Origin of the sequence: Herbaspirillum huttiense (assembly GCF_047300815.1) — a bacterium.
GTDB lineage: Bacteria > Pseudomonadota > Gammaproteobacteria > Burkholderiales > Burkholderiaceae_D > Herbaspirillum > Herbaspirillum huttiense_A.
Window position 1 is genome coordinate 3,073,529 of sequence record NZ_CP178608.1, and the last position, 23,371, is coordinate 3,096,899.

Below are 23,371 nucleotides of genomic sequence, written 5' to 3' on the forward strand. Positions count from 1 at the left end.
ACGGCGGCCCCGGCCGCACCCCAAAAAAACGGAGAAAAAACACCATGCCGGTCATGACCTGTGTCGAAGACTTCCGCCTGCTGGCCAAGAAGCGCGTTCCCAAGGCGTTCTACGATTACGCCGACAGCGGCTCCTACACCGAGAGCACCTATCGCGCCAACACCCGCGACCTGGCCTCTTTGAAGCTGCGCCAGCGCGTGGCCATCAACGTCGACGAACGCAGCACCCGCAGCACCATGATCGGCCATGACGTGACCATGCCGGTGGCCATCGCCCCGACCGGCCTGACCGGCATGCAATGGGCCAACGGCGAGATGCTGGGCGCCATCGCCGCCGAGAAGTTCGGCATTCCCTTCACCCTCTCCACGATGAGCATCTGCTCCATCGAGGACGTGGCCAGCGTGACCACGAAACCCTTCTGGTTCCAGCTCTACGTGATGCGCGACCGCGGCTTCGTGCAGTCCCTGATCGACCGCGCCAAGGCCGCCAAGTGCTCGGCCCTGGTACTGACGCTGGACCTGCAGATCCTCGGCCAGCGCCACAAGGATCTGAAAAACGGGATGTCCGTGCCCCCCAAGCTGACCCTGGAAACCCTGCTCGACCTGGCCAGCAAGCCCGGCTGGGCGCTGCGTGCACTGGGTGGCCGCAAGACCTTCGGCAACCTGGCCGGCCACATCAAGGGCGGCGAAGGGGCCGGTGGTGTGCAAACCTTGTCGAAGTGGACCGCCAGCCAGTTCGACCCGACCCTGAACTGGGACGATGTCGCCTGGATCAAGCAGCAATGGGGCGGCAAGCTGATTTTGAAGGGCATCCTCGATGTGGAAGATGCCAAACTGGCCGTGCAAAGCGGTGCCGATGCCATCGTGGTCTCCAACCACGGTGGCCGCCAGCTCGATGGCGCCATGTCCTCCATCGAAGCCCTGCCCGCCATCGCCGAAGCCGTGGGCGACCAGATCGAAGTCTGGTTCGACGGCGGCATCCGCTCCGGCCAGGATGTGTTGAAGGCAGTCGCCCTGGGTGCACGCGGCACCATGATCGGCCGCGCCTTCCTCTACAGCCTCGGCGCCATGGGCGGCGATGGCGTGTCGCAGATGCTGGAGATCATGCGCAAGGAACTCGACGTCAGCATGGCCCTGACCGGCACCAAGGACATCAAGGACGTCGGTCCGCAGATCCTGGTGCGCTGAAGCGGCAGTTCCATGTAAAACGTCCCGGTCCACCGTGAGGTGGCCGGGACGTTTACTTTTGCGAGACCGAATGCGCGGCTTACTGGCGCGGTTTGACGTTGAGCACCTCGATCACGCCTTCCTGCCCGTAGCGCCGGGCCAGGTCCATGGCGGTCAACCCGTCCTTGTTCTTGAGCGTGAGGTCGGCGCCGTTGTCGCGCAGCACTTCCACTGCCGCGACACGGCCGCGCATGGCGGCCAGCATGACGGGCGTCATCTTGTCATCGGGGGACTCGGCATCGACATAGGCCGAGGCATCCAGCAGCAGCTTGACGATCTCGGAGCTGCCATTGATGGCGGCGTAATGCAGGGCGGTCCAGCCGGGGCGATTGACCTCCACCTCGCGGCCCAGCAACAGCTTCACCACCGGGATATTGCCGTAGAAGGACGCCAGCATCAGCGGCGTATCACCGTTGGTGGCCTGGGCTTCCAGGTTCACATCGGGCGCATTGACCAGCACGTCGAAGGCCTTCATCGAATCTTCACGGATGGCCAGCATCAGGCCGGTATAGCCGCGCTTGGGCTCGATCAGGTTGGGCCCCATGCCGCGCTGCATCAGCTGCTTGAGGAAATAGACATTGTCCATGCGGATGGCCTGGAAATAATCTTCATACGCCCCCGCCCGGGCGGCTCCCGGCAACAGCAGCGAGGTATAGAGGACGATACGGCCGATGCCGCCGAAGCGGGCGCGCAGCTTTTCCAGCAAGGTCATGGCTTGATTCCGAACAGCTTGAAGAAATTGTCAGAGGTCTGGCGCGCCACTTCGGCCGCGCTGATGCCGCGCAGGTCGGCGATGAATTCACCGACATGGCGCACGTAACCCGGCTCGTTGGTCTTGCCCCGAAAAGGGACTGGCGCCAGGTAGGGGGAATCGGTTTCGATCAGCATGCGCTCCAGCGGAATGGTGCGGGCGACCTGCTGCAAATCCTTGGCCGACTTGAAGGTGACGATGCCGGAGAAGGAGATGTAGAAGCCCAGTTCAATGGCCGCATCGGCCACCGCCTGTGATTCCGTGAAGCAATGCATGACCCCGGCCACACCGCCCGCCTGTGGGCTGGCGCCCTCTTCCTGCAGGATGCGGATGGTGTCTTCCGAGGCCGAGCGGGTATGGATGATGAGCGGCTTGCCAGTGGCCCGCGAGGCGCGGATATGAGTGCGGAAGCGCTCGCGCTGCCATTCCAGGTCGCCCTGCAGGCGGTAGTAATCCAGCCCGGTTTCACCGATGGCGACGATGCGCGGATGGTCCGCCAGGCGGATCAGCTCGTCGAGCGTCGGCTCGGGGGTGTCTTCGTAGTCCGGATGCACGCCGACCGAGGCGTAGACGTTGGGATATTGTTCGGCCAGGGCCAGCACCTGCGGGAAATCCGGCAGGTCCACCGAGACACACAGGGCATGGCTGACCTGGTTGTCGGCCATCTTGCCGAAGATCTCGGGCAAGCGCGCCGCCAGGTCGGGAAAATTGATGTGGCAATGGGAATCGATATACATGGCCGCTATTGTAAAGCCATGCCGACAGGCTGTCGCCCCTGCTTGCCGGGCGCTTACCTTTCGTTACAGGGTCCGGTGACGACCGCTCAGCGCGCCACGGGCCGCTTGGCCAGCTTGCGCTGCAAGGTGCGGCGGTGCATGTTCAGCGCCCGCGCGGTGGAGGAGATATTGCCTTCATGCTCGGCCAGCACGCGCTGGATGTGCTCCCATTCCAGGCGTTCCAGCGACAGCGGCGAGGCCTCTTCCACAGGCAGTACGGGCTCCTCGGCTGCCTCGCCTTCGGCCACGTACGACAGCGCCGAGAGGATGGAATCCACATTGGCCGGCTTGGCCAGGTAGTTATCCGCTCCGGACTTGATGGCCTGCACCGTGGTGGCGATGCTGGCATAGCCGGTCAGCACCAGCAGGCGCGCCTGCGGCAGCGCCTGGCGCAGCGGCGCGACCCATTGCAGGCCGGAATCCTTTTCCAGCTGCAAATCGATGGTGACGTAGTCGAAACGCTCGCGGCGTGCGGCTTCCAGCGCCTCTTCGCCGTTGTGGGCGACGACGGCACGAAAGCCGCGCCGCGCCAGCGACCGTGCCAGCGTGCTGGCAAAGACGTCATTGTCATCGAGGATCAGGAAGGCGGCACTCATGGGTATATCCGTAAAACCAGAAAAATGAAGGATGGCGGTTCATACCAGGGGGAAGCGCAACTGCGCAACCGTGCCCTGCCCGAGCGACGAGCGCAGCTTCAGCTTGCCGCCCAGGTGGGTGGCACTGGCAGTGGCCAGCATCAGGCCGATGCCGGAACCGCCCGAACTGCTGGCCACCGGCCCGTGGCCCAGACGCTGCAACAGTTCCGGGCTGATGCCTGCGCCATTGTCGGAGACCTCGATGATGGCCATGTTGCGCCCCGGCTTGCCGGAGGCGGCAGATCCGCCCTCACCCTCCTCGGCCGCAGCCAGGCGGATGCGGATTTCGCCCTGATGGCCGAGGCCGCGCACGGCATGGGCTGCATTGTCCAGCAAGGTCAGCAGGATCTGCGACAAGTCCTGCAACTGGCTGGCCCGCCAGCCCGGCTGATGTACCTCTGCCGCCAGCAACACGGCCGGATGGCGCAGGCGCCAGCCTTCCAGCAGGCTGGTGAGCCAGGGCGTGATGGGCGCGCTGTCTTCATTGCGCAACTGGGCATCGGCGTCGAGCCGCATGTTCTCCAATGCGGCCTTGCAGACGGCGATCTGTTCCTCGACCACGCGCACGTCTTCCTCATAGGCCGCCAGCGCGGGATTGGTGGCCATGTCGCGGCGCAATTCGCCGGCGATCACGGCCACCGTCGACAGCGGCGTATTGAGCGCATGGGCGGCGCCGGCGGCCTGCGTGCCAAGGGCGACGATACGATGGCTCTGCAACTGCCGCTCGCGCGCCTGCGCCAGCTGCCCGTCGCGCAAGCGCACGGCCGCCGCGATACGGCTGACGAACCAGGTGATGAGCAAGGCCGAGATCGAGAAATTGATCCACATCCCGGCCAGGTGATAGGCCATCGCCTGCCCGTGGTCGTGGATGTGCAGCGGCTGGTAGAAGTACACCAGCCCTGAATAGCATCCCAGCGCACACAGGGCCAGCAGCAAGGCGTAGGGCCAGGCCAGCGTGGCAGCGCCTGCCGCCAGCGCCGGCAGGTAGAAGGAGACGAAGGGGTTGGTCGAGCCGCCCGAGAAATACAGCAGCGCCGTCAATACCGCCACATCCAGCAGCAATTGGATGAACAGTTCGGCCTGCTCGGCTGGCCGCGCCCAGCGCATGCGCAGCCAGGTGGCAGCGTTGATGAGGGCCTGCAGGCCGATCAGGGCCAGCAGCGCCGGCAAGGGCAAGGCAATATGCAGCCAGGCATGCGCCCCGGCCAGCACCAGCAGCTCGCCCGCCACCATGGCCCAGCGCAGCCAGAACAGCCGCGACAGCAACAGGTGCTGGGGCTGGTTCATTTGCTCGGAGACGGGAATGAAGTAGGAGGTCAGCGGCATCATGCCGGAATTATACGGTCCGGCACGCCGCTGCCCCCCAGGCGCGGCGATTTGCCGCAGGGGCGGCCTGGTCAGCGCGCAGTCAATCGAACAAGCGTGCGTAATCGATCAGCATTTCTTCGATGAACAGCTTGGCCGACAAGGGGTGATCGGCAATGGCGCGGCGATCGCCCATGCCGCGCAAGGCCTTGGACACGGCCAACGCATCGACCCGCTCGGCCAGACGCCCCAGTTCCTTGCCATGACGCGGATAGTAGCGCACCACCCCGGCCGACTTCAGCGACAGCAAATCATACAGCCAGCGCTGCACCCAGCCGACCAGGTCGGCGGCCGGCGTTTTCTGCAGCTTGTCGGCAGCGCGCAAGGCGCCGTCCACGCCGGGCTGGGCCAGGTGGCGCAGCAATTCATCCAGGGCATCACGGCCCTCGCCCTGGGCGGCTTCCAGCGCGGCCAGCGGTGCCCCGCCCTGCTCGGCCAGCCACACATCGGCATCCTTGACGCCCTGCTGCTTGAGCCAGGCCAGTGCTTCGTCATGGCCGGGTGCGGCCAGGGCAAACTTGCGGCAGCGCGACAGGATGGTCGGCAGCAGGCGATCCAGGCGATTGGACAACAGCAGGAACATGGTGCCCGGCGGCGGCTCTTCCAGCGTCTTGAGCAAGGCATTGGCGGCGGCAGTGTTGAGCGCTTCGGCCGGATACAGCATCACCACCCGCAAGCCCGCGCGGTGGGTGGAAACGTTCATGAAATCGGCCAGCGCACGGATCTGGTCGATCTTGATGTCCTTGGAGGGGGCCTTGCTGGCCTTGGTGGATTTTTTTTCTTCACCTGCCTCGTCTTCGGCGCTCTCATCGTCCAGGACTTCGGGACGCACGCGCCGGTAGTCAGGATGATTGGATTGCGAGAACCAGTTGCAGGAGGCGCATACGCCGCAGGCATGGGCCTCGGGCGTGGGCGATTCGCACAGCAGGGACTTGGCGAAGGCTTCGACGAACTGCGTCTTGCCGGTACCGGCCGCGCCATAGAACAGCAGCGCATGCGGCAGGCGTTTGCGCAGTTGCTGCAACTGGCGCCAGCTTTCGCCCTGCCAGGGCAGCAAACCGTCGGAAGAAGTCACGGACATGCGGCCTCCCTCACAGCGCTGCCACGATGGCGCGCAGTTCTTCCTGGATCACCGGGATGGAACGCGTGGAATCGATCAGGCGGAAGCGCTGCGGGAACTGCGCGGCGCGGCGCAGGTATTCGGCGCGGGTGTTGGCGAAGAAATCGGCCTTTTCCTGCTCGAACTTGTCCAGCGTGCGTTCGGCATCCAGCCGCGCCCGCGCCACTTCCAGCGGCACATCGAAGAGCAGCGTCAGATCCGGTTGCAGATGGGGATGGACCCACTGTTCGAGGCTGTCCAGCTTGTCCAGCGCCAGCTTGCGGCCGCCGCCCTGGTAGGCGAAGGTGGCATCGGTAAACCGATCCGAGATGACCCAGTCGCCACGCGCCAGCGCCGGCTCGATGACCTGGGCCAGGTGCTCGCGGCGCGAGGCGAACATCAGCAGGGCTTCGGTTTCCAGATGCATCTTGTGATGCAGGACCAGTTCGCGCAGGCGTTCGCCCAGGTCGGTGCCGCCGGGCTCGCGGGTGGCCACTACCGACAGGCCGCGCGCGCGCAGCAGCTCGGTGACGAAAGGAATATGGGTCGACTTGCCGGCGCCGTCGATGCCTTCGAAGGTGATGAATTTGCCTGATGCCATGAAGGTATCGCTACTCAATGAATGAAACGGTAAAAGAAAGACTGGCTCAACGCTGGTAGCGGTTGACGGCCTGGTTGTGTTCGTTCAGGTTGCTGGAGAAATGGCTGGTGCCATCCCCGCGCGCCACGAAGTATAAGGCCTCGGTCTTGTCCGGGTTCAGGGCGGCCGCCAAAGAGGCCGCGCCGGGCAAGGCAATCGGCGTGGGCGGCAGCCCGGCACGGGTATAGGTGTTGTAGGGGGTATCGGTGAGCAGGTCGACCTTGCGGATCTTGCCCTGGTAACGCTCGCCCATGCCATAGATCACGGTCGGATCGGTCTGCAGCAGCATGCCGGTGCGCAGGCGGTTGACGAAAACCCCGGCCACCATGCCGCGCTCGGATTTCTGCCCGGTCTCCTTCTCGACGATGGAGGCCATGGTCAGCGCCTCATAGGGCGTGCGGTACGGCAGCGACAGGTCGCGCCGCGCCCAGGCCTCGTTGAGCTTCTTGCTCATGAGGGCGAAGGCCTGCTTGTAGACCTGCATATCGCTGGCCCCCTTGGCGAAGAGATAGGTATCGGGGAAGAACAGGCCTTCCGGATAGGTGTATTCGTTGGTCAGCTTGGCCAGGATCTGCTGGTCGGTCCAGGTGGCGGTGTCGTGCTTCAAGGCGGGCTGGTCGGCGATGGCTTTGCGCATCTGCTTGAAGGTCCAGCCTTCGATGACGGTCAGCGCTTCCTGGGCGAATTCACCGCGCACCAGTTGCAGCAGCAGGCGCTGCGGCGTGTAGCCGGGCTTGATTTCATAGCTGCCGGCCTTGATGCGGCCGCCTTCGCCGGACAGGCGCGCATACAGCGCAAACAGGTCCGGGTTGACCGGCACGCCGGCGGCGGCAATTTGCTGGGCAGCGCCGTTGACGCCAGCGCCCGGCGTGATCGTGAAGGCAATGACCTGGCCGCTGGGATCGACGATGGGCTGCTTGGACCAATAGACCCCCGCCCCGGCTACCAGGGCCGCCAGCACCAGCAATGTCACAAATAACTTCTTCATACCAGAGGCAAAATCCTTGTTGCTCCGACGCGATTTTTCGGAGATCACTATAATCGAGGCATCAATGATAATCGCTGGCACGACAGTTGCCTAATTTGCCGGACACACCGACCTGGCAAGACGTAATCCGTAAAAGATTTCCTATGACAGAAATGACCTCATCGCACTCCGGCTGGCGTGACTTCCTGGCGCAACAAGGCGCCCAGTTCGACGCCGAGAGTGCCGACGTAACGGGCTTCGGCCCCACGGCCCCGGCACCGCAAAGCCTGGAAAGCTTCATGGCCCCGCTCACCAGCCTGGGCCTGATCGCCGCCACCGGCGAGGACGCCGCCAGCTTCCTGCATGGCCAGCTCACCAATGATGTGCAACTGCTCGACAGCAGCGCAGCGCGCCTGGCCGGCTATTGCTCCCCCAAGGGCCGCCTGCTGGCGACCTTCCTGATGTGGCGCGACGAACAGTCCATCTGGCTGCAACTGCCGCGCAGCCTGCAGCCGGCGATCCAGAAGCGCCTGCAGATGTTTGTCATGCGGGCCAAGGCCAAACTGGCCGATGCCAGCGACGAACGTGCGGTGCTGGGGCTGGTTGGACCGGCTGCCAGCAATGCACTGGCGCAATGGTTCCCGGTCTTGCCGGCAGCCCCCTACGACAAGATCGACAACAGCCACGGCACCTTGATCCGCCTGGCCGATGCCAGCGGCAGCGCGCGCTATCAGTGGATCGCAGCGGTCGACACCCTCACTGCGGCCTGGCCCAAACTGACCCAGCACCTGACGCCAACGGCCAGCCTTGCCTGGCGGCTCTCGGACATCCGCGCAGGCGTGCCGGGGATCGTGCAAGCCACGCAAGAGCAGTTTGTGCCGCAGATGGTCAATTTCGAGCTGATCGGGGGCGTCAACTTCAAGAAGGGCTGCTATCCCGGCCAGGAAATCGTGGCGCGCAGCCAGTACCTGGGCAAGCTCAAGCGCCGTACCATGCTGGCCACCATTGCCAGCGCCGGGGCGCGCGCCGGGCAGGAAGTCTTTGCTGCCGCCGATCCGGGGCAACCCTGCGGCATGGTGGTCAACGCCGAGGCGCTGGATGCGGAACACGCACTGGCGCTGGTGGAAATGAAGCTGGCCGCCGCCGAGGATGCAGTGCATCTTGGGGCAGCCGATGGCCCGGCCCTGCATTTCCACGCCCTTCCCTATGAGCTGGCCGATCCGCAGTAAGCGGAGCGCCTTCGCTATAGTGCAGCCATAGGGACGCATCCATGGATCTCTACATTTACTATCGGGTCGACAGCGCTCACGCGACGGCCCTGTTCGGCAAGATCAAAGGCGTACAAGCCATGCTGCAAGCGCGGCTGGGCATCGCCGGCGCGCTCAAGCGGCGTCCCGGCGAACAGGATGGCCTGCAGACCTGGATGGAAATCTACCAGGGCATCCTGCCCCCTTCCGCTGAAGACTTCACGCAGACCCTGGACCGCGCGCTGGCAGATTGCGGTGCAGCGGCCCTCATCAGCGGCGAACGTCACGTTGAACAGTTCGAGGATGTTGCGCCATGTGCCTGATCATCTTCGCCTGGAAAGTCATCCCCGGCATGCCCCTCATCCTGGCGGCCAACCGGGACGAATTCTATGCCCGCCCCGCCGCCGATGCCGGCTGGTGGAACGACCATCCCCAGATCTACGCCGGGCGCGATCTGCAAGGAGGAGGTACCTGGCTGGGCGTGACCCGGGACGGACGGTTTGCGGCGCTCACCAATGTGCGCGCGCCTTCGGAGCGACGCGCCGATGCGCCCACCCGTGGGCAACTGGTGGCCGACTATCTGGCCGGCGACCTCGACCCGCAAGCCTACTTGCGACAGATCGAACCACAGGCACAGCGCTACAACGGCTTCAACCTGCTGCTGGGCAACCGGGAAACGATGGTGTGGTATTCGAACCGGGGCCAGGACGATCCGCGCAACGGGCAGCCCCTGGAGTACGGCGTCTATGGGGTGTCGAACGCCTTGCTGGACACCCCCTGGCCCAAGCTCACCCGTGCCAAGGCGCAATTCGCCAGCCTGCTGTGCCAGGGGGCCCCCGAAGAGACCTTCTTCGAGATGCTCACCGATGGCACCCGCGCCAATGATTGCCGCTTGCCCGATACCGGGGTGGGGTTGGAGAAGGAGCGCATGCTCTCGCCCATCTTTATCCGCTCCCCGGACTACGGCACGCGCTGCTCGACGGTCCTGCGCGTGCCCATCGTCGGCCAACCGGTGTTGACTGAGCACGTAGTCGATCCTATGGCGATGCAATATAGTGCCGAGCCGGCCACGGACAAGGCATGCAAGATTCCGTGCAAACCGCGTGTGCAGGAAACTTCATCTGCCGAGGGTGAGCAGGACGGAACCGCCCACCCGGTCTGACTATCCGGCTTCACGATAGCCCGCGTGAAATAACCAAAACGAATATCTGATATACGAAAGATAAATTGGATGAATTTGGTGCGGAGCAGTAAAGTTACACCTGTCTCCTCCAATTTCCTCCTAAAGAATTGGATTGAAGCCCACACCGCAAGGTCGTGGGCTTTTTTTTCGCCCACACAATTCGCCACAACAAACCAGGTTGCCGCCGCCCGAATCAGGTCAAAAAAGCCAAAGGCTGACCACTTGGGGCAGCCTTTGATCTTTCGCAGCAACCTAGCCGATCAGGCCGCCAGTTCCAGCGCCCCCAGCAGGATCTCTGCCACACGCTCAGAGGATTGCGGATTCTGGCCCGTGATGAGCTGGCCGTCACGGATGGCAAACACCTGCCAGTTGTCGGTCCCTTCAAAGACACCCCCCAGTTCACGCAGGCGGCTTTCCAGCAGGAAGGGCACGACCTCGGCCAGTCCCACTTCGCGCTCTTCGGCATCGGTGAAGGAATTGACACGCTTGCCAGCGACCATCGGCTTGCCATCGGGGTTCACGGCCGAGACCAGGCCAGCGGCACCGTGGCAGACTGAAGCAATGAACTTGCCGGCGGCATAGGCGCCTTCGACGGTCTTCTTGACGTTGGCATCGGTGGGCAGGTCCCACATGGTGCCATGGCCACCGGGGAAGAACACGGCGTCAAAGGCGGCGACTTCGATCTCGCCCAAGGGGCGCGTGGCGGCGATGCGCTGCTGCAGCTCGGTATCGGCCAGCATGCGCTCGACGATGGCATCGTTCTGGCCTTGCGGCTTGACGCTGCCCGGATCGATCGGCGCCCGGCCACCGGCGGTAGAGGCGATGACCACCGAGGCACCGGCGTCCACCAGCGCGTAGTAGGGCGCAGCCAGCTCTTCGGTCCACAGGCCGGTGGGCTTGTCGGTGTCGCCCATGCGGCTGCTGGAGGTGACGATCATCAGAATGTTGGGCTTTTGCATGTTGTTCCTTTCTTCACGAGGGAGGGATGGCATCTGCATAAAAGCAGCATTACCAAGCTGACCGCCACTTTATTACCTTCAATATCGAAGATAAACTGCCTCTCCATCAATTTATTCATTACCTCATTGAACAAATGCGCCACTTCGACCCCGTCCAGCTAGGCAGCATCGAACTGTTCTGCAAAGCTGCGGAACTGGGCAGTTTCACGGCCGCCGCCGAGGCACTGGGGGTGACGCCGGCCTCGGTAAGCCGCTCCATCAGTCGGCTGGAGGCCCGGTTGGGAGTGCGGCTGTTTGCCCGTACCACGCGCCAGATCCGGCTCACCCGCGAGGGCGAGCTGTATCACGAACAATGCCGCCAGGCGCTGGAACAGATCGCCGAGGCCGAACGCATCCTCACCGGCCAGCAGAAAGTGCCCAGCGGCCCGCTGCGCATCAGCGTCGGCACGCCTTACGCGCACTACCGGCTGCTGCCGCTGCTGCCCCGTTTCCAAGCGGCTTATCCGCAGATCGACGTGGAACTGAGCATCGCCAACCGCGTCATCGACTTCGTCGAAGAGGGCTACGACCTGGCCATCCGCCTGGGCGTACCGCAGGATTCAAGGCTGATTGCGCATACGCTGGAGGAAGCGACCCTGGGCGTCTTTGCATCGCCCTCCTATCTCGCCCGGCGTGGCACGCCCGAGAGCGTGGAGGCGCTGAGGGAGCATGACTGCATCCAGTTCATCCTGCCCAGCACCGGGCGCGCGATGCCTTGGATCTTCAAGGATGCCCAGGGACGCGACATGGATTTTCATTTCCAGAGCCGGCAGCGCATCCATGACGACGTGCTGGGCTGCGTCAACTGGGCCATTGCGGGCGGGGGCCTGTTCCAGATCTATCACTTCATCGCGCAAGCCGCCGTGCAGCGCGGCGAACTGGTGGAAGTGCTGCAGTCAGCCGGGCATCGTACCCGGCGCTTCTCCATCCTCTATCCGCACAATCGCCATCTGTCGGCGCGGGTGCGGGCATTTGTGGATTTCGTGATGCAGGCGGTGCGGCCTTGAAGATCCGGACGGACAAGATGGTCGCAAGGATCAGTTTTTCGTTTATTGCGATTTTCGAATGTTTCGAATAAGATGCTCGGACCAGTCCAGATCATCTTTCCGCCGAGACCCTTCATGACCATGTCCGCTGCCTCCACCATGTCACTCCCCGCCGCCAAGGAAGTCGAGATCGCCGTCAAGGGCCAGCGTGCACTGGCCGCCTATCTGAGCACAAAGCTCGATAGCCAGCGCATCCAGATCTTCGATGAACACAACCGCCCGCACGCCGTCGAACTGCCCACGTCGGCCTTGCGCCTGCTGGTGCAGATCCTTGCCGAGCTGGCTGACGGAAATGCGGTCAACGTGGTCCCGGTACACGCCGAGCTGACCACACAAGAAGCAGCGGACCTGCTCAACGTCTCGCGCCCACATTTGGTCAAGCTGCTGGAAGATGGCCTGGTCCCATTCCATCGCGCAGGCAAGCATCGGCGCGTAAAATTTGCCGACCTGATGCGCTACAAGCAAGAGCGCCAACGAATCAGCACAGAAGCCCTGGACGAACTCGCGCAGCAGGCCCAGGAATTGGGAATGGGATACGAATGAGGCATTCCCCCTTTACAGCCCTCTACGATGCATGCGTTCTCTATCCTGCCGCCTTGCGGGACTTCCTCATGTGCCTCGGGCTTTCAGGGTGCTTTCGTGCGCGCTGGAGCCGGGCCATTCACGACGAATGGAAGCGAAATCTGCTGATCAATCGTCCCGACCTGGCAAAAGCCCAGTTGGACCGGACGTCCGACCTGATGGACCGCGCTATTCCAGACAGCCTGGTGGAAGGATATGAAGACTTGATACCAGGCCTGTCCCTCCCCGATGCCGATGACCGACACGTACTGGCGGCAGCCATCCGATGCGGAGCAAGCGTGATCGTGACGTTCAACGCGCGCGACTTTCCGCCCAAGGCACTCGCCCCCTACGGCATCGAACCGCAACATCCCGACGAATTCGTCCATAACCTCATGGACCTGGATGCCGCAGCAGTCACGACAGCCGCGCAACAACAGCGAGCCAGATTGAAAAATCCACCGATCGAAGTGGAGACCTATCTCGATATCCTGTTGCGCCAAGGGCTGGTGCAGACCGTCAAGGCGCTCTGGGCCTATCGCGCCGTCCTCTGAAACCAAGTGGCTGGCTCCCTCATTGTCCGCCGCGTATTGTCCATCAACAAGCCGCTCCCAAAAACATCGGCCCCATCGCCACGTCAACCAGGACGCGAGGATGGGGCCGATGAGGCAATGCGTGCGGGGAGGCTCCCCGCCTGCCTGCTTAGTGATGCATCTTGGCTTCGGTACGATCCAGGATCGCTTCCGGTGCTTGCGCGTCTTCCACGGTCTCGTTGTTCAAGACCTTGGTCAGGCGCTCGCTGTCCAGTTCACCGCTCCACTTGGCAACCACCAGGGTGGCCACGCCGTTGCCGATGGTATTGGTCAGGGCGCGGGCTTCCGACATGAAGCGGTCGATGCCCAGGATCAGCGCCAGACCGGCCACCGGCACGTGGCCCACAGCCGACAGCGTTGCCGCCAGCACGATGAAGCCCGAACCCGTAATACCGGCTGCACCCTTGGAGGTCAGCAGCAGCACGCCCAGGAGCGTCAGTTCCTGCACGAAGGTCATGGGGGTGTTGGTCGCCTGGGCGATGAACACGGCTGCCATGGTCAGGTAGATCGCGGTGCCGTCCAGGTTGAAGGAGTAACCCGTCGGGATCACCAGGCCGACCACGGTCTTCTTGGCACCGGCGTTTTCCATCTTGGCCAGCATGCGCGGCAGCACCGATTCCGAGGACGAAGTGCCCAGCACGATCAGCAGTTCTTCCTTGATGTACTTGACGAACTTCCAGATCGAGAAACCATGCAGGCGGGTGATGATGCCCAGCACCACGAAGATGAACAGCAAGCAGGTCAGGTAGAACGTACCCATCAGCTTGGCCAGCGAGAACAGCGAACCCACACCATACTTGCCGATGGTGAAGGACATCGCACCGAAGGCACCGATCGGGGCCACCTTCATGATCGCACCCACCACCGAGAACAGCACGTGCGAGATCTTTTCGATGAAATCGAACACCAGCGTGCCGCGGCCGCCGAACTTGTGCAGCGCGAAGCCGAACAGAACGGCCACCAGCAGCACCTGCAGCACGTCACCCTTGGCGAAGGCGTCCACCATGCTGGTGGGGATGATGCCCAGCACGAAGTCGGTTACCGAACCCATCTTGCCGGGGGCGGTGTAGGCGGCGATGCTCTTGGTATCCAGCGAAGCCGGATCGACGTTCATGCCCACGCCCGGTTGCAGGAAGTTCACCAGCAACAGGCCGATGACCAGCGCCACAGTGCTGACGACTTCGAAATACAGCAGGGCCAGGCCGCCGGTCTTGCCGACCTTCTTCATGTCTTCCATGCCGGCAATGCCGATGACGACGGTACAGAAGATGACCGGCGCGATGATCATCTTGATCAACTTGACGAAGCCATCGCCCAGCGGCTTCATGGCTTCACCGGTAGACGGATAGAAGTGGCCCAGCGCGATACCGATTACGATGGCACACAGGACCTGGAAATACAGGGATTTGTAAAGGGGCGGTTTTTGCGCCGACATAGTGCTTTCTCCTTGAAACATGGATGACCGGCGGGTCCGTGGAGACCTGCCGCCTGCCGTTGTCGGATCGTCGTCCGTTCTGGCGGGTACTTATTGTTTGTCCGGGAGAACTCCCCCTCCCCGGTTCGGCCGCAAGTATCTCGCAGTCATTTCCGGGCGGGTATTGTGGGAAACCACATAGCGTCACTAAAGAGGTACGCAAACTGCTTTATTCTTCATTCTGCATAGCAACAAGATTCGCTATATTCTGTGCAGGACTGAACGGAAATTCTTGCTCCGGACCCGGTCGGCACTCACAAGGAAAACATCGTGCAACGAAAACTGACGGTCACCGCCCGCTTGGCCATCCTGGTGGCGGTACTGTGTGGCAGCGTGCTGCTGCTGGCCTGGCGCGACATGCAGGGCATGGCGTCGAGCAATGACAAGCTGCGCTATGTCTATGAAGACCGCACCATGGCGCTGATCCACATCGCCCGGGTGCGCGACGCCCTCTACCTCAATCGCGACGTCATGGGCCGTTCCCTGATGATGGCCAACCTTCCCGCTCCTGCCGGTGACGACAGCAGCGGCAGCGAGCGCATCCAGCCCCTGCTGGAACGCGTTCCGGCGCTGGACGCCACCTTCGAGCAAGGCTGGCAGGCGTATCGCGCGACCCGGCTGGAACCGGAGGAACAGACCGAGGCAGAGCGCTTCGAGCAGAGTTGGCGGCGCTACGTCGCCCAACGCGCCGAGGTGCTGGACCTGCTGCGCAGCAACGAGCCGCTGCGCGCCAATCGGCGCTGGACCGAACTGACCGGCGAACTGGCGGGCCTGGCGACCCAGCTGGCCAAGCTGGGCCAGCTGCAGGAAAGCTTTACGCGCAGCTCCTATGAAGCCGCCCTGGCCGACTACCGGCAACTGCGCATCCACAACCTGCAAATGGCCGGGCTGGCCCTGGCCATTGGCGTGGCCATCGCGCTCTGGATCATCCTCAGCCTGCGTCGCCAGCTGGGCGGCGAGCCCGATTACGCCGCCCACATCGTGCACCAGATCGCCGAGGGCAATCTCGGTGTACCCGTGAGCTTGCGCCGGGGCGACCGCGGCAGCCTGCTCTATGCGATGCACGGCATGCGCGACCGGCTCACCGACATCATGCGCAGCGTCACCCTGCTCACCCAGTCCCTGGGCGACTCCGCGCGCCAGCTCAATGCCACCGCACAAGCGCTGGCCAGCGCCTCCAGCGAGCAAGCCGCTGCCGTGGAGGAAGTGCACAGCGCCATCAGCAGCATCAGCCTGGCCATCCAGCAGACCGGGGAACATGCGCGCCGCACCGACCAGATCGCGCTGACCGCAGCGGCCGATGCCGACCAGAGCGGCGCCGCCGTGCAAAGCACGGTGGCGGCCATGCGCGGCATCGCGCGCCAGGTTGGCGTGATCGACGACATCGCCTACCAGACCAATCTGCTGGCCCTGAATGCGGCCATCGAAGCGGCGCGCGCCGGTGAACATGGCCGCGGCTTCTCGGTGGTCGCCGCTGAAATCCGCAAACTGGCCGAGCGCAGCCAGGGCAGCGCGCAGGAGATCAGCGTGATTGCCCAGCAAAGCGTGGAACTGGCCGAAGCGACCAGCCAGCGCCTGGCTGCCGGTACGCTCAACGGGATTCGCCAGGCCTCGCAGCAGATCAACAAGATCACGCTGTCGGCCCGCATGCAGGAAGAAGGGGTGCAAGAGATCGGTTCAGCGGTGATGCAGCTCAATGACACCACCCAGCGCAATGCCGCCGCCTCCGAGGAACTGGCCACCACCGCCGAAGTAGTGGCCGAGCGGGCGCGCGATCTGAGCGCCCAATTGTGCTACTTCAAGCTACATGAGACCCGGCCGGCAGCAACGTCCGCATCGCCGGCCTGAAGGCCCTAGCCGGCCGCCCCTTGCAGGCGGGCCCGCATGGTGATGTGGGGGATGCCGGCTTCCATGAAGGGTTCTCCCTCCCTGGCAAAGCCATAGCGTTGGTAGAAGCCCTCGGCGTGTATCTGCGCATTGAGGATGACCTCGGCATCGCCGCGCGCCCGGGCCGCCGCGATCAAGGCCTGCAGCACCGCCCCGCCTACGCCCTGGCCGCGCCCGGCCTTGCGCACGGCCATGCGGCCGATGTGGCCATCCGGCAGCAGGCGGCCGGTCGCCAGCGGCTGGCCGGCTTCGTCATAGGCCACCGCGTGCACGCAATGCGGATCCATGTCGTCAAGCTCGATGTCGGCCGGCACTTTCTGTTCGTCGACGAAGACCTCGAAACGGATAGGCTGGGCGTGCGCGCGCAGCTCGTCCCAGCTGCCTGTGATGATGTTCATGTGGGGTATCCCAGCAAAATTGAGAAAGAACGCCGGCCGTGGCTCACTCGTGATCCAGCTTGCGCGAGATGTCCAGCCGGCGGATCAGTTTGAAGGTGCCCATGGCCTTGGCCACCAGGCGATCGCCGTTGAACAGTTCAGCCTGGCAGAAGCACATGGTCGTGGAGCGGTGATAGGTATGCCCGCGCGCGATGATGGTTTCGCCGGCATGGCCGGCCGGCTGCAGGAAGCTGGTACTCATCTCGACGGTAGCCGAGGATTTCGCATCCGGCGCACCCGAGCGCGCCGCCAGGCCCATGGCCACGTCCAGCAGGGTCATGCTGATGCCGCCCTGGGCCACGTGCCAGCTGTTCATGAACTCGGGCTTGAGCGTGAGCGCCATGACGGCACGGTCATCGCCGTACTCCAGCACTTGCACGCCCAGCGCTTCCAGATAAGGATTGCCCTGCGGGAACACCTCGGTGATGGGCAGACTCATGCCCGCCTCAGATTTCGTAATCCATGCACTGGCGCGCTTCGCGCACGGCACCGATGAAGGGCTTGATGGCCACGTGGTCCGGATGCTCCTGGTAGGCGTCCAGCGCTTCACGCGAGGCAAACTCGGAATAGAGCACCACATCGTAGGTCGCTTCCAGGCCCGGCTGGGCCAGCACGGCTTCGAATTTCAGGATGCCGGGTACCACGTTGGCACAGCTGTCCAGCAGGGCCTTCATCTTGAGGAGGTTGGTGGCCTTGTCGGCGCCTTCTGCATGGTCCTTCAGTTTCCACATGACGATATGCTTGATCACGGTAGGGCTTCCTGGTCAGAAATGAACAATCCGTAATGATAAGCCAAAGTGCCAGTTGCCTCAGTTGCCTCAGTTTCGTCAGTTGCCAGCGTTGCGCTGGGCGATCTTCATGAAAGAGCCGACCAGCCGCCCTTCCCTGCGTTCGGCCAGGCAATAGACGTAGGTGTGGGTGCTGACCGGATCACCCTCGATGCGCACCATACGAAAACGTTCATCGGCAATGAACTCCGCCTCAGAAACCGCCCCCAGGCCCAGGCCCCGCGCCACCGCCTCGCGCAAGGCTTCACGACTGCCGATTTCCATCACGACCCGTGGGCTTGCGCCGGCCTGCTGCATGGCTTTCTCCAGCGCCAGGCGGGTGGTGGATCCCTGCTCGCGCATGAGCATGGGCTGCTGGTCCAGCTCGGCCAGGGAGACCGCATCGCGCTGGTAGAAAGGATGACTGCGATGGGCAAACAGCACCACCGCATGGTCGGCGTAGGGCAGCGCATGAAAGCGCGCGTCATCGGTGAAACTGGCCAGCACCGCCACGTCGGTCACGTAGTTTTCCAGGTCAGCCAGGGATTGCGCGGAGTTGCCCAGTTTGATGGACAACTCCACCTGCGGATAACGGGCGCGATAGGCATCGACCATCTCGATCACGTGAAACGGGCCGACCGCGCCAATGCGCAGATGGCCCACGTGCAGCGCGCCCGAATTGACCAGCAGGTTCAGGGCATCGAGCTCCAGCTCGGCGATGTTCTGGGCAATCGGCAGCAGGCGCTGGGCGGTCTCGGAAAGATCGACACGTCGCCCGCGCCGGAAGAACAGCTCCACGTTGTGCTCCCGCTCCAGCGATTGCACCTGGGTGGTCAGCGTGGGCTGGCTCACGCCCAGCGCCCGGGCAGCGGCCGAAAAGCCGCGATGGCGTGCGACGGCCAGGAATGCGCGCAACTGTGAAGGGGTCATCTATAGATCCTATCAATAGCTTTATCCGATTTTCACGATTATATCGATAACAGGGGCGTCACAATGTCTCTTTAAGCTTCTGTCCTGTCGGCGCCGCACCAACAGCAACGGCTCCTGACGAGCGCCATGGCCGAACCATCGGCCCGCTGACGCCCCGCTCACCGCGTCCCGTCCCCGGGACGCCCTCAACAAGGATGCAATCATGCAGCGACGCAGCTTCTTCGCCCTGTGCCTGGGCGCCCTCACCTCCGTCTTGCTGGCCGCGCCTGCCGCCGCAGTGCCGCCACTGACCGTCGGCCTGATCCCGGCCGAAGATTCGCAGGCCATGCTGGAAAACAGCAAGGCCGTCATCGACAGCCTGCAGCAGCAACTGGGCATGCCGGTCAAGCCCTTCATCGCCACCGACTACAACGGCATCATCGAAGCGCTGCGCTCGCGCAAGCTGGATGTGGCTTATCTCGGGCCCTTCTCCTACGTGCTGGCCAGTTCGGTGGCCAACGTGGAAGCCTTCGCCGTGGCCGAGACCAAGAAGAGCGGCCGCAGCTTCTACAAGAGCCTCATCATCACCCGCAAGGAGAGCGGGCTGCAGTGCCTGGAACAGCTGAAGGGCCGCACCATGGCGTTTGTTGATCCCTCGTCGGCCTCCGGGCACCTGTTCCCCAGCGCCGGCCTGCAGAAACTCAACATCGATCCCAACAAGTATTTTTCGCGGGTGATCTTCTCGGGCTCGCACGACGCCAGCATCCTGGCCGTGGCCAACAAGAAGGTCGACGCAGCCGCCGTGGCCGACCGCATCCTGGCTGCGGCCGTGGCCAAGGGCGTGGTGCAGCAGTCGGAACTGAACGTGGTGTGGACCTCGCCGGACATTCCCGAGTCGCCCATGGTCTGGCGCAAGGATCTGGACCCGGCCCTGAAGCAGAAGATCGCCGCCGCCTTCGCCAGCATCAAGGACGTGAAATGGGGTGACCAGGGCGTCCTCAACGGTTTCGTGCCCACTACCGACGGTGCTTACGACGTGGTGCGCGAGACCGCCAAGATCCTGAACCTGGACCTGAAGGCCATGAAATGATCCACATCCGAGGCCTGGCCAAGCAATACGGCAGCTATGCCGTATTGCGCGGGATCGACCTGGACGTGCCGGCCGGCCAGTTCATGGTGGTGCTGGGCCCGTCCGGGGCGGGCAAATCGACCCTTTTGCGCTGCCTGAACGGGCTGGTCCAGCCCAGCTCGGGAGAACTCCGGGTGGCCGGCTTCGATGCGACCGACACCCGCGCCCGTCAGGTACGCCAGTTGCGGCGCCAGGTGGCGATGATCTTCCAGCATCACAATGTGGTGCCGCGCCTGTCGGTGCTCAAGAACACCCTGACCGGCCGCCTCGGCCAGGCCTCCACCCTGGCCTCGATCCTGCAACTGTTCTCGCGCCAGGACATTGCCCTGGCCCTGGACTGCCTGCGCCGGGTGGAACTGGAACACAAAGCGCATCAACGCACCGATGCGCTCTCCGGCGGCCAGCGCCAGCGGGTCGGCATCGCCCGCGCCCTGGCCCAGCAGCCGCAGGTGATCCTGGCCGACGAGCCCATTGCCAGCCTGGATCCCAAGACCGCGCGGCTGGTGCTGCATTACCTGCGCACCGCCTCGCGGGAGCTGGGCATTACCGTGCTCTGCAACCTGCACCAGGTGGACTACGCCCGCGAGTTCGGCGACCGCATCATCGGCCTGGCCGGAGGACGTCTGGTCTTCGATGGCACCGGTGAAACGCTCAACGAACACCATCTCGACGCCATCTACGCCGGCAAGCCCGAAATGAACGAGGCTGAATCGCCCCTGATGGCATCGGCCCTGCAGGCAGCAACAGGAGCACTGACATGAATTTTTCTTCCCCGGCCGCCGCCCCTTCTGGACAGCGCGGCTACCTGTGGACCGGTCCGCGTCCGGCAACGCTGCGCGGCTGGCTGGGCTTCATGGCGATTGTGCTGCTGGCGGCCTGGATCCTGGCCTGGAGTGCGGCCGGCACGCAACTGTCGTGGCGCGAACTGGCCAATGGCCTGCCGCAGATCGGCGACTTCCTGGCGCGCTCCTTCCCGCCCAACTGGGGCTTGCTGCCCTCACTGCTGGCCCCTGCCATCGAAACCTTGCAGATCGCCCTCTGGGGGACCTTGCTGGGGGTGCTGGGCGCCGTACCGGTGGCCTTGCTGGCCGCGCGCAATCTCAATGCCAACCGCACCCTGCATGCGCTGGTACGCCAGGGCCTCAACGTCACCCGCAGCATCAATGAACTGATCCTGGCGCTGGTATTCGTCTCGGCAGTGGGCCTGGGGCCCTTCCCCGGGGTGCTGGCGCTGGCAGTACACGGCGTGGGCATGATCGGCAAGTTCTTTGCCGAGAGCATCGAGGAAATCGACCAGGGCCCGCTGGAAGCCTTGCGTGCCACCGGAGCCCGGCCGCTGCAGGTGATTGTCTTCGGGGTGCTGCCCCAGGTGGCCACGGCCTGGATCGCCACCGTGCTCTACCGTTTCGAGGTCAACCTGCGCCAGGCCACCGTGCTGGGCATGGTCGGCGCCGGCGGACTGGGCTTTGAACTGGTCAACAGCCTCAAGCTGTTCAAGTACCAGGACACGGCCACCTGCATCGTCGTGGTGACCTTGATGGTGGTGGCTGCCGATGCCCTGTCGAGCCGGCTGCGGCGCATGATCCAGGACGGCCATTCCCATTGACTTCGCCCCTCCCCGTTTTGATGCAAGAAGAGAAAAAAACCATGTGGCATTTCCATAATCCTGTCGATCTCCATGCAGGCGTCGGCAGCCTCGCACAATTGCCGCAGCTGCTGGGCGGCCGGCCCGCATTGCTGATCACCTTTCCCGAGGCCGCTGCCCTGGGTCTGCAACAGCAGGTCGCCGACCTGCTGGGCCCGCAACTGGTTGGCATCGACAACAGCGTCCTGCCCAATCCTGACGTGCGCTGGTTGACCGGCATGTACCAGCGCCTGTGGCAGCGCCACGCCGATGTCCCCTGCCTGATCGCCCTCGGGGGCGGCAGCGTCATCGATTGCGCCAAGGCCATGCTGGCGCCCACGCCGTCGGGGCAGTTCGACGAACTGCTCGCACATCTGCGCGAAGACACCCCCTTTGAACCCGACCCGGCGCATCTGAAATCGCTCATTGCCATCCCCACCACGGCCGGCACCGGCAGCGAAGTCACGCCCTGGGCCACGCTGTGGGATGCGCAGGGCGGGCGCAAGTATTCACTGCATCGCCCCTGGACCTGGCCGCAGGCCGCCATCATCGATGCCAGCCTGATGCTGAGCCTGCCTGCGCCGGCAACGCTGGCCAGCGGCCTGGATGCGCTCTCCCACGCGCTGGAGGCAATCTGGAACGTGCATCGCAACCCGGTCTCCTCGACCCTGGCCAGCAGCGCCGCCCGCGCCATCGTGGCCACGCTGCCGGCGCTCGTCCGCCAGCCTCACGACCTGGCCCTGCGCGAACAGATGGCATTGGCTGCGCTCCAGGCCGGCCTGTCCTTTTCCAATACCCGGACTGCGCTGGCGCATTCCTTGTCCTATGACATCACGCTGCAGCGCGGTGTCCCGCACGGCATCGCCTGTTCCTTCTCGCTACCGCACATCCTGCGCCTGGCGATGGGGCGCGACAGCGCGGTCGATGCCCTGTTGCTGCAGATCTTCGATGCCACCAGTACCGAGCAGGCCGTCGCGCGCCTGGCCGGTTTGCTCGAATCGCTGGGCGTGTCCACCGACCCGGCCCACTATGGCCTGCAAGACCGCTGGGAAGCGGCCCTGCAGGCAGCGCTGTGCGGGCCGCGCGGACGCAACTTCATCGCCGCCATCCATTGACTTCTGCTGACTCACTTTCAAGGAAAATCCCATGCACCCAACTCTCGCCCGTCCGCGCAACCTGCAAGCCGTCATCTTCGACTGGGCCGGCACACTGGTCGACTTCGGTTCGCTGGCGCCCACGCAAATCTTCGTCGATGCCTTCAAGAGCTTCGGCATCGACCTCACCCTGCAACAGGCCCGCGGTCCCATGGGCCTGTCCAAGTGGCAGCACATCCGCGTGCTGCTGGACGATACGGCCATCGCGGCGCAGTGGCAGCAGCAGAACGGCCAAGCGCCTACCGATGCGGATGTCGATGCCCTCTATGCCCGCTTCATGCCGATGCAGATCGCCAAGGTCGGCCAGTATTCGCAGCCCATCGAGGGCGCCGCACAGGTGCTGGCCTGGCTGCGTGGACAGGGCCTGAAGGTCGGTTCCTGCTCCGGCTATCCGCGCCAGGTGCTGGACGTGCTGCTGCCCATGGCGGCCGACGAGGGCATCCGTCCCGATCACGTGGTCGCGGGCGACGAGCTGTCCGCCGGCGGACGCCCCGGTCCTTACATGGCACTGGCCAACATGCTGGCGCTGAAGATCGATGACGTGGCCGGCTGCATCAAGGTCGACGACACCGTCCCCGGCATCGAGGAAGGCATACGCGCCGGCATGTGGAGCGTCGGCATATCCTTGTCCGGCAATGAAGTCGGACTGACCCGCGCAGAACTGGACGCACTTCCGGCAGAAGACATCACCCGCCTGAAGGCGCAGGCCGAAGCCCGCCTGCGCGAGGCTGGTGCGCATTACGTCATCGATACGGTGGCCGACCTGCCGCAAGTGGTCGCCCACGTGCGCGCACTGCTGGCCAGCGGCGAACGCCCCTGAGCACTGCCCGCAAGGGCGGCCGGTTGCGGCCTGCCAGTCGTTGACAAGCCCGGCGCCGGGCTCATAGAATTGCCCGGCAGATT

26 protein-coding genes are annotated in these 23,371 nt (G+C 64.0%); 13 read left to right on the forward strand and 13 right to left on the reverse strand.

Annotation, left to right across the window (positions count from 1 at the left end; genetic code table 11):
• The first annotated feature begins 44 nt into the window (after positions 1 to 44).
• A complete protein-coding gene (locus tag ACLRDN_RS14145; protein WP_413456789.1) occupies positions 45 to 1,187 on the forward strand; it encodes an L-lactate dehydrogenase in 1,143 nt (380 codons plus the stop codon).
• Positions 1,188 to 1,266: 79 nt separating this feature from the next.
• Here ACLRDN_RS14145 and ACLRDN_RS14150 read toward each other — a convergent pair whose 3' ends face one another.
• From ACLRDN_RS14150 to mltG, 7 genes are all read right to left on the reverse strand, one after another.
• Complete coding sequence (locus tag ACLRDN_RS14150) at positions 1,267 to 1,938, reverse strand: ankyrin repeat domain-containing protein (RefSeq protein ID WP_413456790.1); 672 nt, start codon at positions 1,936 to 1,938, stop codon at positions 1,267 to 1,269.
• Positions 1,935 to 2,714: a TatD family hydrolase gene (locus ACLRDN_RS14155; protein WP_034331577.1), complete on the reverse strand. Its 780-nt coding sequence runs from the start codon at positions 2,712 to 2,714 to the stop codon at positions 1,935 to 1,937. The genes ACLRDN_RS14150 and ACLRDN_RS14155 overlap by 4 nt, the downstream gene beginning before the upstream one ends.
• A gap of 86 nt (positions 2,715 to 2,800) precedes the next feature.
• Entirely contained in the window at positions 2,801 to 3,349 is a 549-nt protein-coding gene (locus tag ACLRDN_RS14160; RefSeq protein ID WP_413456791.1) for a response regulator transcription factor, read from the reverse strand.
• A gap of 39 nt (positions 3,350 to 3,388) precedes the next feature.
• The gene (locus ACLRDN_RS14165; protein WP_413456792.1) at positions 3,389 to 4,717 is read right to left on the reverse strand and encodes an ATP-binding protein; all 1,329 of its coding nucleotides are present in this window, start codon (positions 4,715 to 4,717) and stop codon (positions 3,389 to 3,391) included.
• A gap of 79 nt (positions 4,718 to 4,796) precedes the next feature.
• Complete coding sequence (locus ACLRDN_RS14170; protein ID WP_413456793.1) at positions 4,797 to 5,834, reverse strand: DNA polymerase III subunit delta'; 1,038 nt, start codon at positions 5,832 to 5,834, stop codon at positions 4,797 to 4,799.
• A gap of 10 nt (positions 5,835 to 5,844) precedes the next feature.
• The gene (gene tmk / locus ACLRDN_RS14175) at positions 5,845 to 6,453 is read right to left on the reverse strand and encodes a dTMP kinase (protein ID WP_413456794.1); all 609 of its coding nucleotides are present in this window, start codon (positions 6,451 to 6,453) and stop codon (positions 5,845 to 5,847) included.
• A gap of 46 nt (positions 6,454 to 6,499) precedes the next feature.
• Positions 6,500 to 7,480, reverse strand: a complete 981-nt coding sequence (mltG, locus tag ACLRDN_RS14180; protein WP_413456795.1) for an endolytic transglycosylase MltG — start codon at positions 7,478 to 7,480, stop codon at positions 6,500 to 6,502.
• A gap of 143 nt (positions 7,481 to 7,623) precedes the next feature.
• Here mltG and ACLRDN_RS14185 point away from each other — a divergent pair, with 143 nt between their 5' ends.
• From ACLRDN_RS14185 to ACLRDN_RS14195, 3 genes are read left to right on the forward strand one after another with little or no spacing between them, the layout of a single operon-like run.
• Positions 7,624 to 8,688, forward strand: coding sequence for a YgfZ/GcvT domain-containing protein (locus ACLRDN_RS14185; protein WP_413456796.1), 1,065 nt, complete (start codon positions 7,624 to 7,626; stop codon positions 8,686 to 8,688).
• A 41-nt stretch (positions 8,689 to 8,729) separates the two neighbouring features.
• The gene (locus ACLRDN_RS14190) at positions 8,730 to 9,029 is read left to right on the forward strand and encodes a DUF4936 family protein (protein WP_413456797.1); all 300 of its coding nucleotides are present in this window, start codon (positions 8,730 to 8,732) and stop codon (positions 9,027 to 9,029) included.
• On the forward strand, positions 9,020 to 9,868 hold the full coding sequence (locus ACLRDN_RS14195) for an NRDE family protein (protein WP_413456798.1): 849 nt from the start codon (positions 9,020 to 9,022) through the stop codon (positions 9,866 to 9,868). Before ACLRDN_RS14190 ends, ACLRDN_RS14195 begins: the two co-directional genes overlap by 10 nt.
• Before the next feature lie 281 nt (positions 9,869 to 10,149).
• Here ACLRDN_RS14195 and ACLRDN_RS14200 read toward each other — a convergent pair whose 3' ends face one another.
• Positions 10,150 to 10,848: a type 1 glutamine amidotransferase domain-containing protein gene (locus tag ACLRDN_RS14200; RefSeq protein WP_413456799.1), complete on the reverse strand. Its 699-nt coding sequence runs from the start codon at positions 10,846 to 10,848 to the stop codon at positions 10,150 to 10,152.
• A 134-nt stretch (positions 10,849 to 10,982) separates the two neighbouring features.
• On the opposite strand from ACLRDN_RS14200, the gene ACLRDN_RS14205 reads away from it, so the two are divergent.
• The 3 genes from ACLRDN_RS14205 to ACLRDN_RS14215 all read left to right on the forward strand — a co-directional run bounded on the left by ACLRDN_RS14205 (position 10,983) and on the right by ACLRDN_RS14215 (position 13,048).
• Positions 10,983 to 11,894, forward strand: a complete 912-nt coding sequence (locus ACLRDN_RS14205) for a LysR family transcriptional regulator (RefSeq protein WP_413456800.1) — start codon at positions 10,983 to 10,985, stop codon at positions 11,892 to 11,894.
• A gap of 114 nt (positions 11,895 to 12,008) precedes the next feature.
• Complete coding sequence (locus ACLRDN_RS14210) at positions 12,009 to 12,476, forward strand: helix-turn-helix domain-containing protein (protein ID WP_413456801.1); 468 nt, start codon at positions 12,009 to 12,011, stop codon at positions 12,474 to 12,476.
• Positions 12,473 to 13,048, forward strand: coding sequence for a PIN domain-containing protein (locus ACLRDN_RS14215; protein ID WP_134222601.1), 576 nt, complete (start codon positions 12,473 to 12,475; stop codon positions 13,046 to 13,048). Before ACLRDN_RS14210 ends, ACLRDN_RS14215 begins: the two co-directional genes overlap by 4 nt.
• A 148-nt stretch (positions 13,049 to 13,196) precedes the next feature.
• On the opposite strand, the gene ACLRDN_RS14220 is transcribed toward ACLRDN_RS14215, so the two are convergent.
• Positions 13,197 to 14,522 carry a dicarboxylate/amino acid:cation symporter gene (locus tag ACLRDN_RS14220; RefSeq protein WP_413456802.1) on the reverse strand — a complete coding sequence of 442 codons (1,326 nt, stop codon included), beginning with the start codon at positions 14,520 to 14,522 and terminating at the stop codon, positions 13,197 to 13,199.
• Between the two features lie 309 nt (positions 14,523 to 14,831).
• On the opposite strand from ACLRDN_RS14220, the gene ACLRDN_RS14225 reads away from it, so the two are divergent.
• Positions 14,832 to 16,409, forward strand: coding sequence for a methyl-accepting chemotaxis protein (locus ACLRDN_RS14225; protein ID WP_413456803.1), 1,578 nt, complete (start codon positions 14,832 to 14,834; stop codon positions 16,407 to 16,409).
• Between the two features lie 5 nt (positions 16,410 to 16,414).
• Here the strand turns inward: ACLRDN_RS14225 and ACLRDN_RS14230 are convergent, their stop codons facing one another.
• The 4 genes from ACLRDN_RS14230 to ACLRDN_RS14245 form a co-directional block, all read right to left on the reverse strand.
• Entirely contained in the window at positions 16,415 to 16,846 is a 432-nt protein-coding gene (locus ACLRDN_RS14230; RefSeq protein WP_413456804.1) for a GNAT family N-acetyltransferase, read from the reverse strand.
• A gap of 43 nt (positions 16,847 to 16,889) precedes the next feature.
• Positions 16,890 to 17,324 (reverse strand): PaaI family thioesterase, encoded by a 435-nt coding sequence (locus tag ACLRDN_RS14235; protein WP_154135492.1) that lies wholly within the window; start codon positions 17,322 to 17,324, stop codon positions 16,890 to 16,892.
• 7 nt (positions 17,325 to 17,331) lie between these two features.
• Positions 17,332 to 17,634 carry a Dabb family protein gene (locus ACLRDN_RS14240; RefSeq protein WP_088753589.1) on the reverse strand — a complete coding sequence of 101 codons (303 nt, stop codon included), beginning with the start codon at positions 17,632 to 17,634 and terminating at the stop codon, positions 17,332 to 17,334.
• 78 nt (positions 17,635 to 17,712) lie between these two features.
• On the reverse strand, positions 17,713 to 18,582 hold the full coding sequence (locus ACLRDN_RS14245) for a LysR substrate-binding domain-containing protein (protein ID WP_252695881.1): 870 nt from the start codon (positions 18,580 to 18,582) through the stop codon (positions 17,713 to 17,715).
• 202 nt (positions 18,583 to 18,784) lie between these two features.
• Between ACLRDN_RS14245 and phnD the strand changes: the two genes are divergently transcribed.
• From phnD to phnX, 5 genes are read left to right on the forward strand one after another with little or no spacing between them, the layout of a single operon-like run.
• Positions 18,785 to 19,651 carry a phosphonate ABC transporter substrate-binding protein gene (gene phnD / locus ACLRDN_RS14250; RefSeq protein WP_413456805.1) on the forward strand — a complete coding sequence of 289 codons (867 nt, stop codon included), beginning with the start codon at positions 18,785 to 18,787 and terminating at the stop codon, positions 19,649 to 19,651.
• Positions 19,648 to 20,451: a phosphonate ABC transporter ATP-binding protein gene (gene phnC / locus ACLRDN_RS14255; protein WP_413456806.1), complete on the forward strand. Its 804-nt coding sequence runs from the start codon at positions 19,648 to 19,650 to the stop codon at positions 20,449 to 20,451. Before phnD ends, phnC begins: the two co-directional genes overlap by 4 nt.
• Positions 20,448 to 21,296: a phosphonate ABC transporter, permease protein PhnE gene (gene phnE / locus ACLRDN_RS14260; RefSeq protein WP_413456807.1), complete on the forward strand. Its 849-nt coding sequence runs from the start codon at positions 20,448 to 20,450 to the stop codon at positions 21,294 to 21,296. The genes phnC and phnE overlap by 4 nt, the downstream gene beginning before the upstream one ends.
• Positions 21,297 to 21,337: 41 nt before the next feature.
• Entirely contained in the window at positions 21,338 to 22,429 is a 1,092-nt protein-coding gene (psrA, locus tag ACLRDN_RS14265; RefSeq protein WP_413456808.1) for an iron-containing alcohol dehydrogenase PsrA, read from the forward strand.
• A 31-nt stretch (positions 22,430 to 22,460) separates the two neighbouring features.
• Entirely contained in the window at positions 22,461 to 23,288 is an 828-nt protein-coding gene (gene phnX / locus ACLRDN_RS14270; RefSeq protein WP_413456809.1) for a phosphonoacetaldehyde hydrolase, read from the forward strand.
• The last annotated feature ends 83 nt before the right edge of the window (positions 23,289 to 23,371 follow it).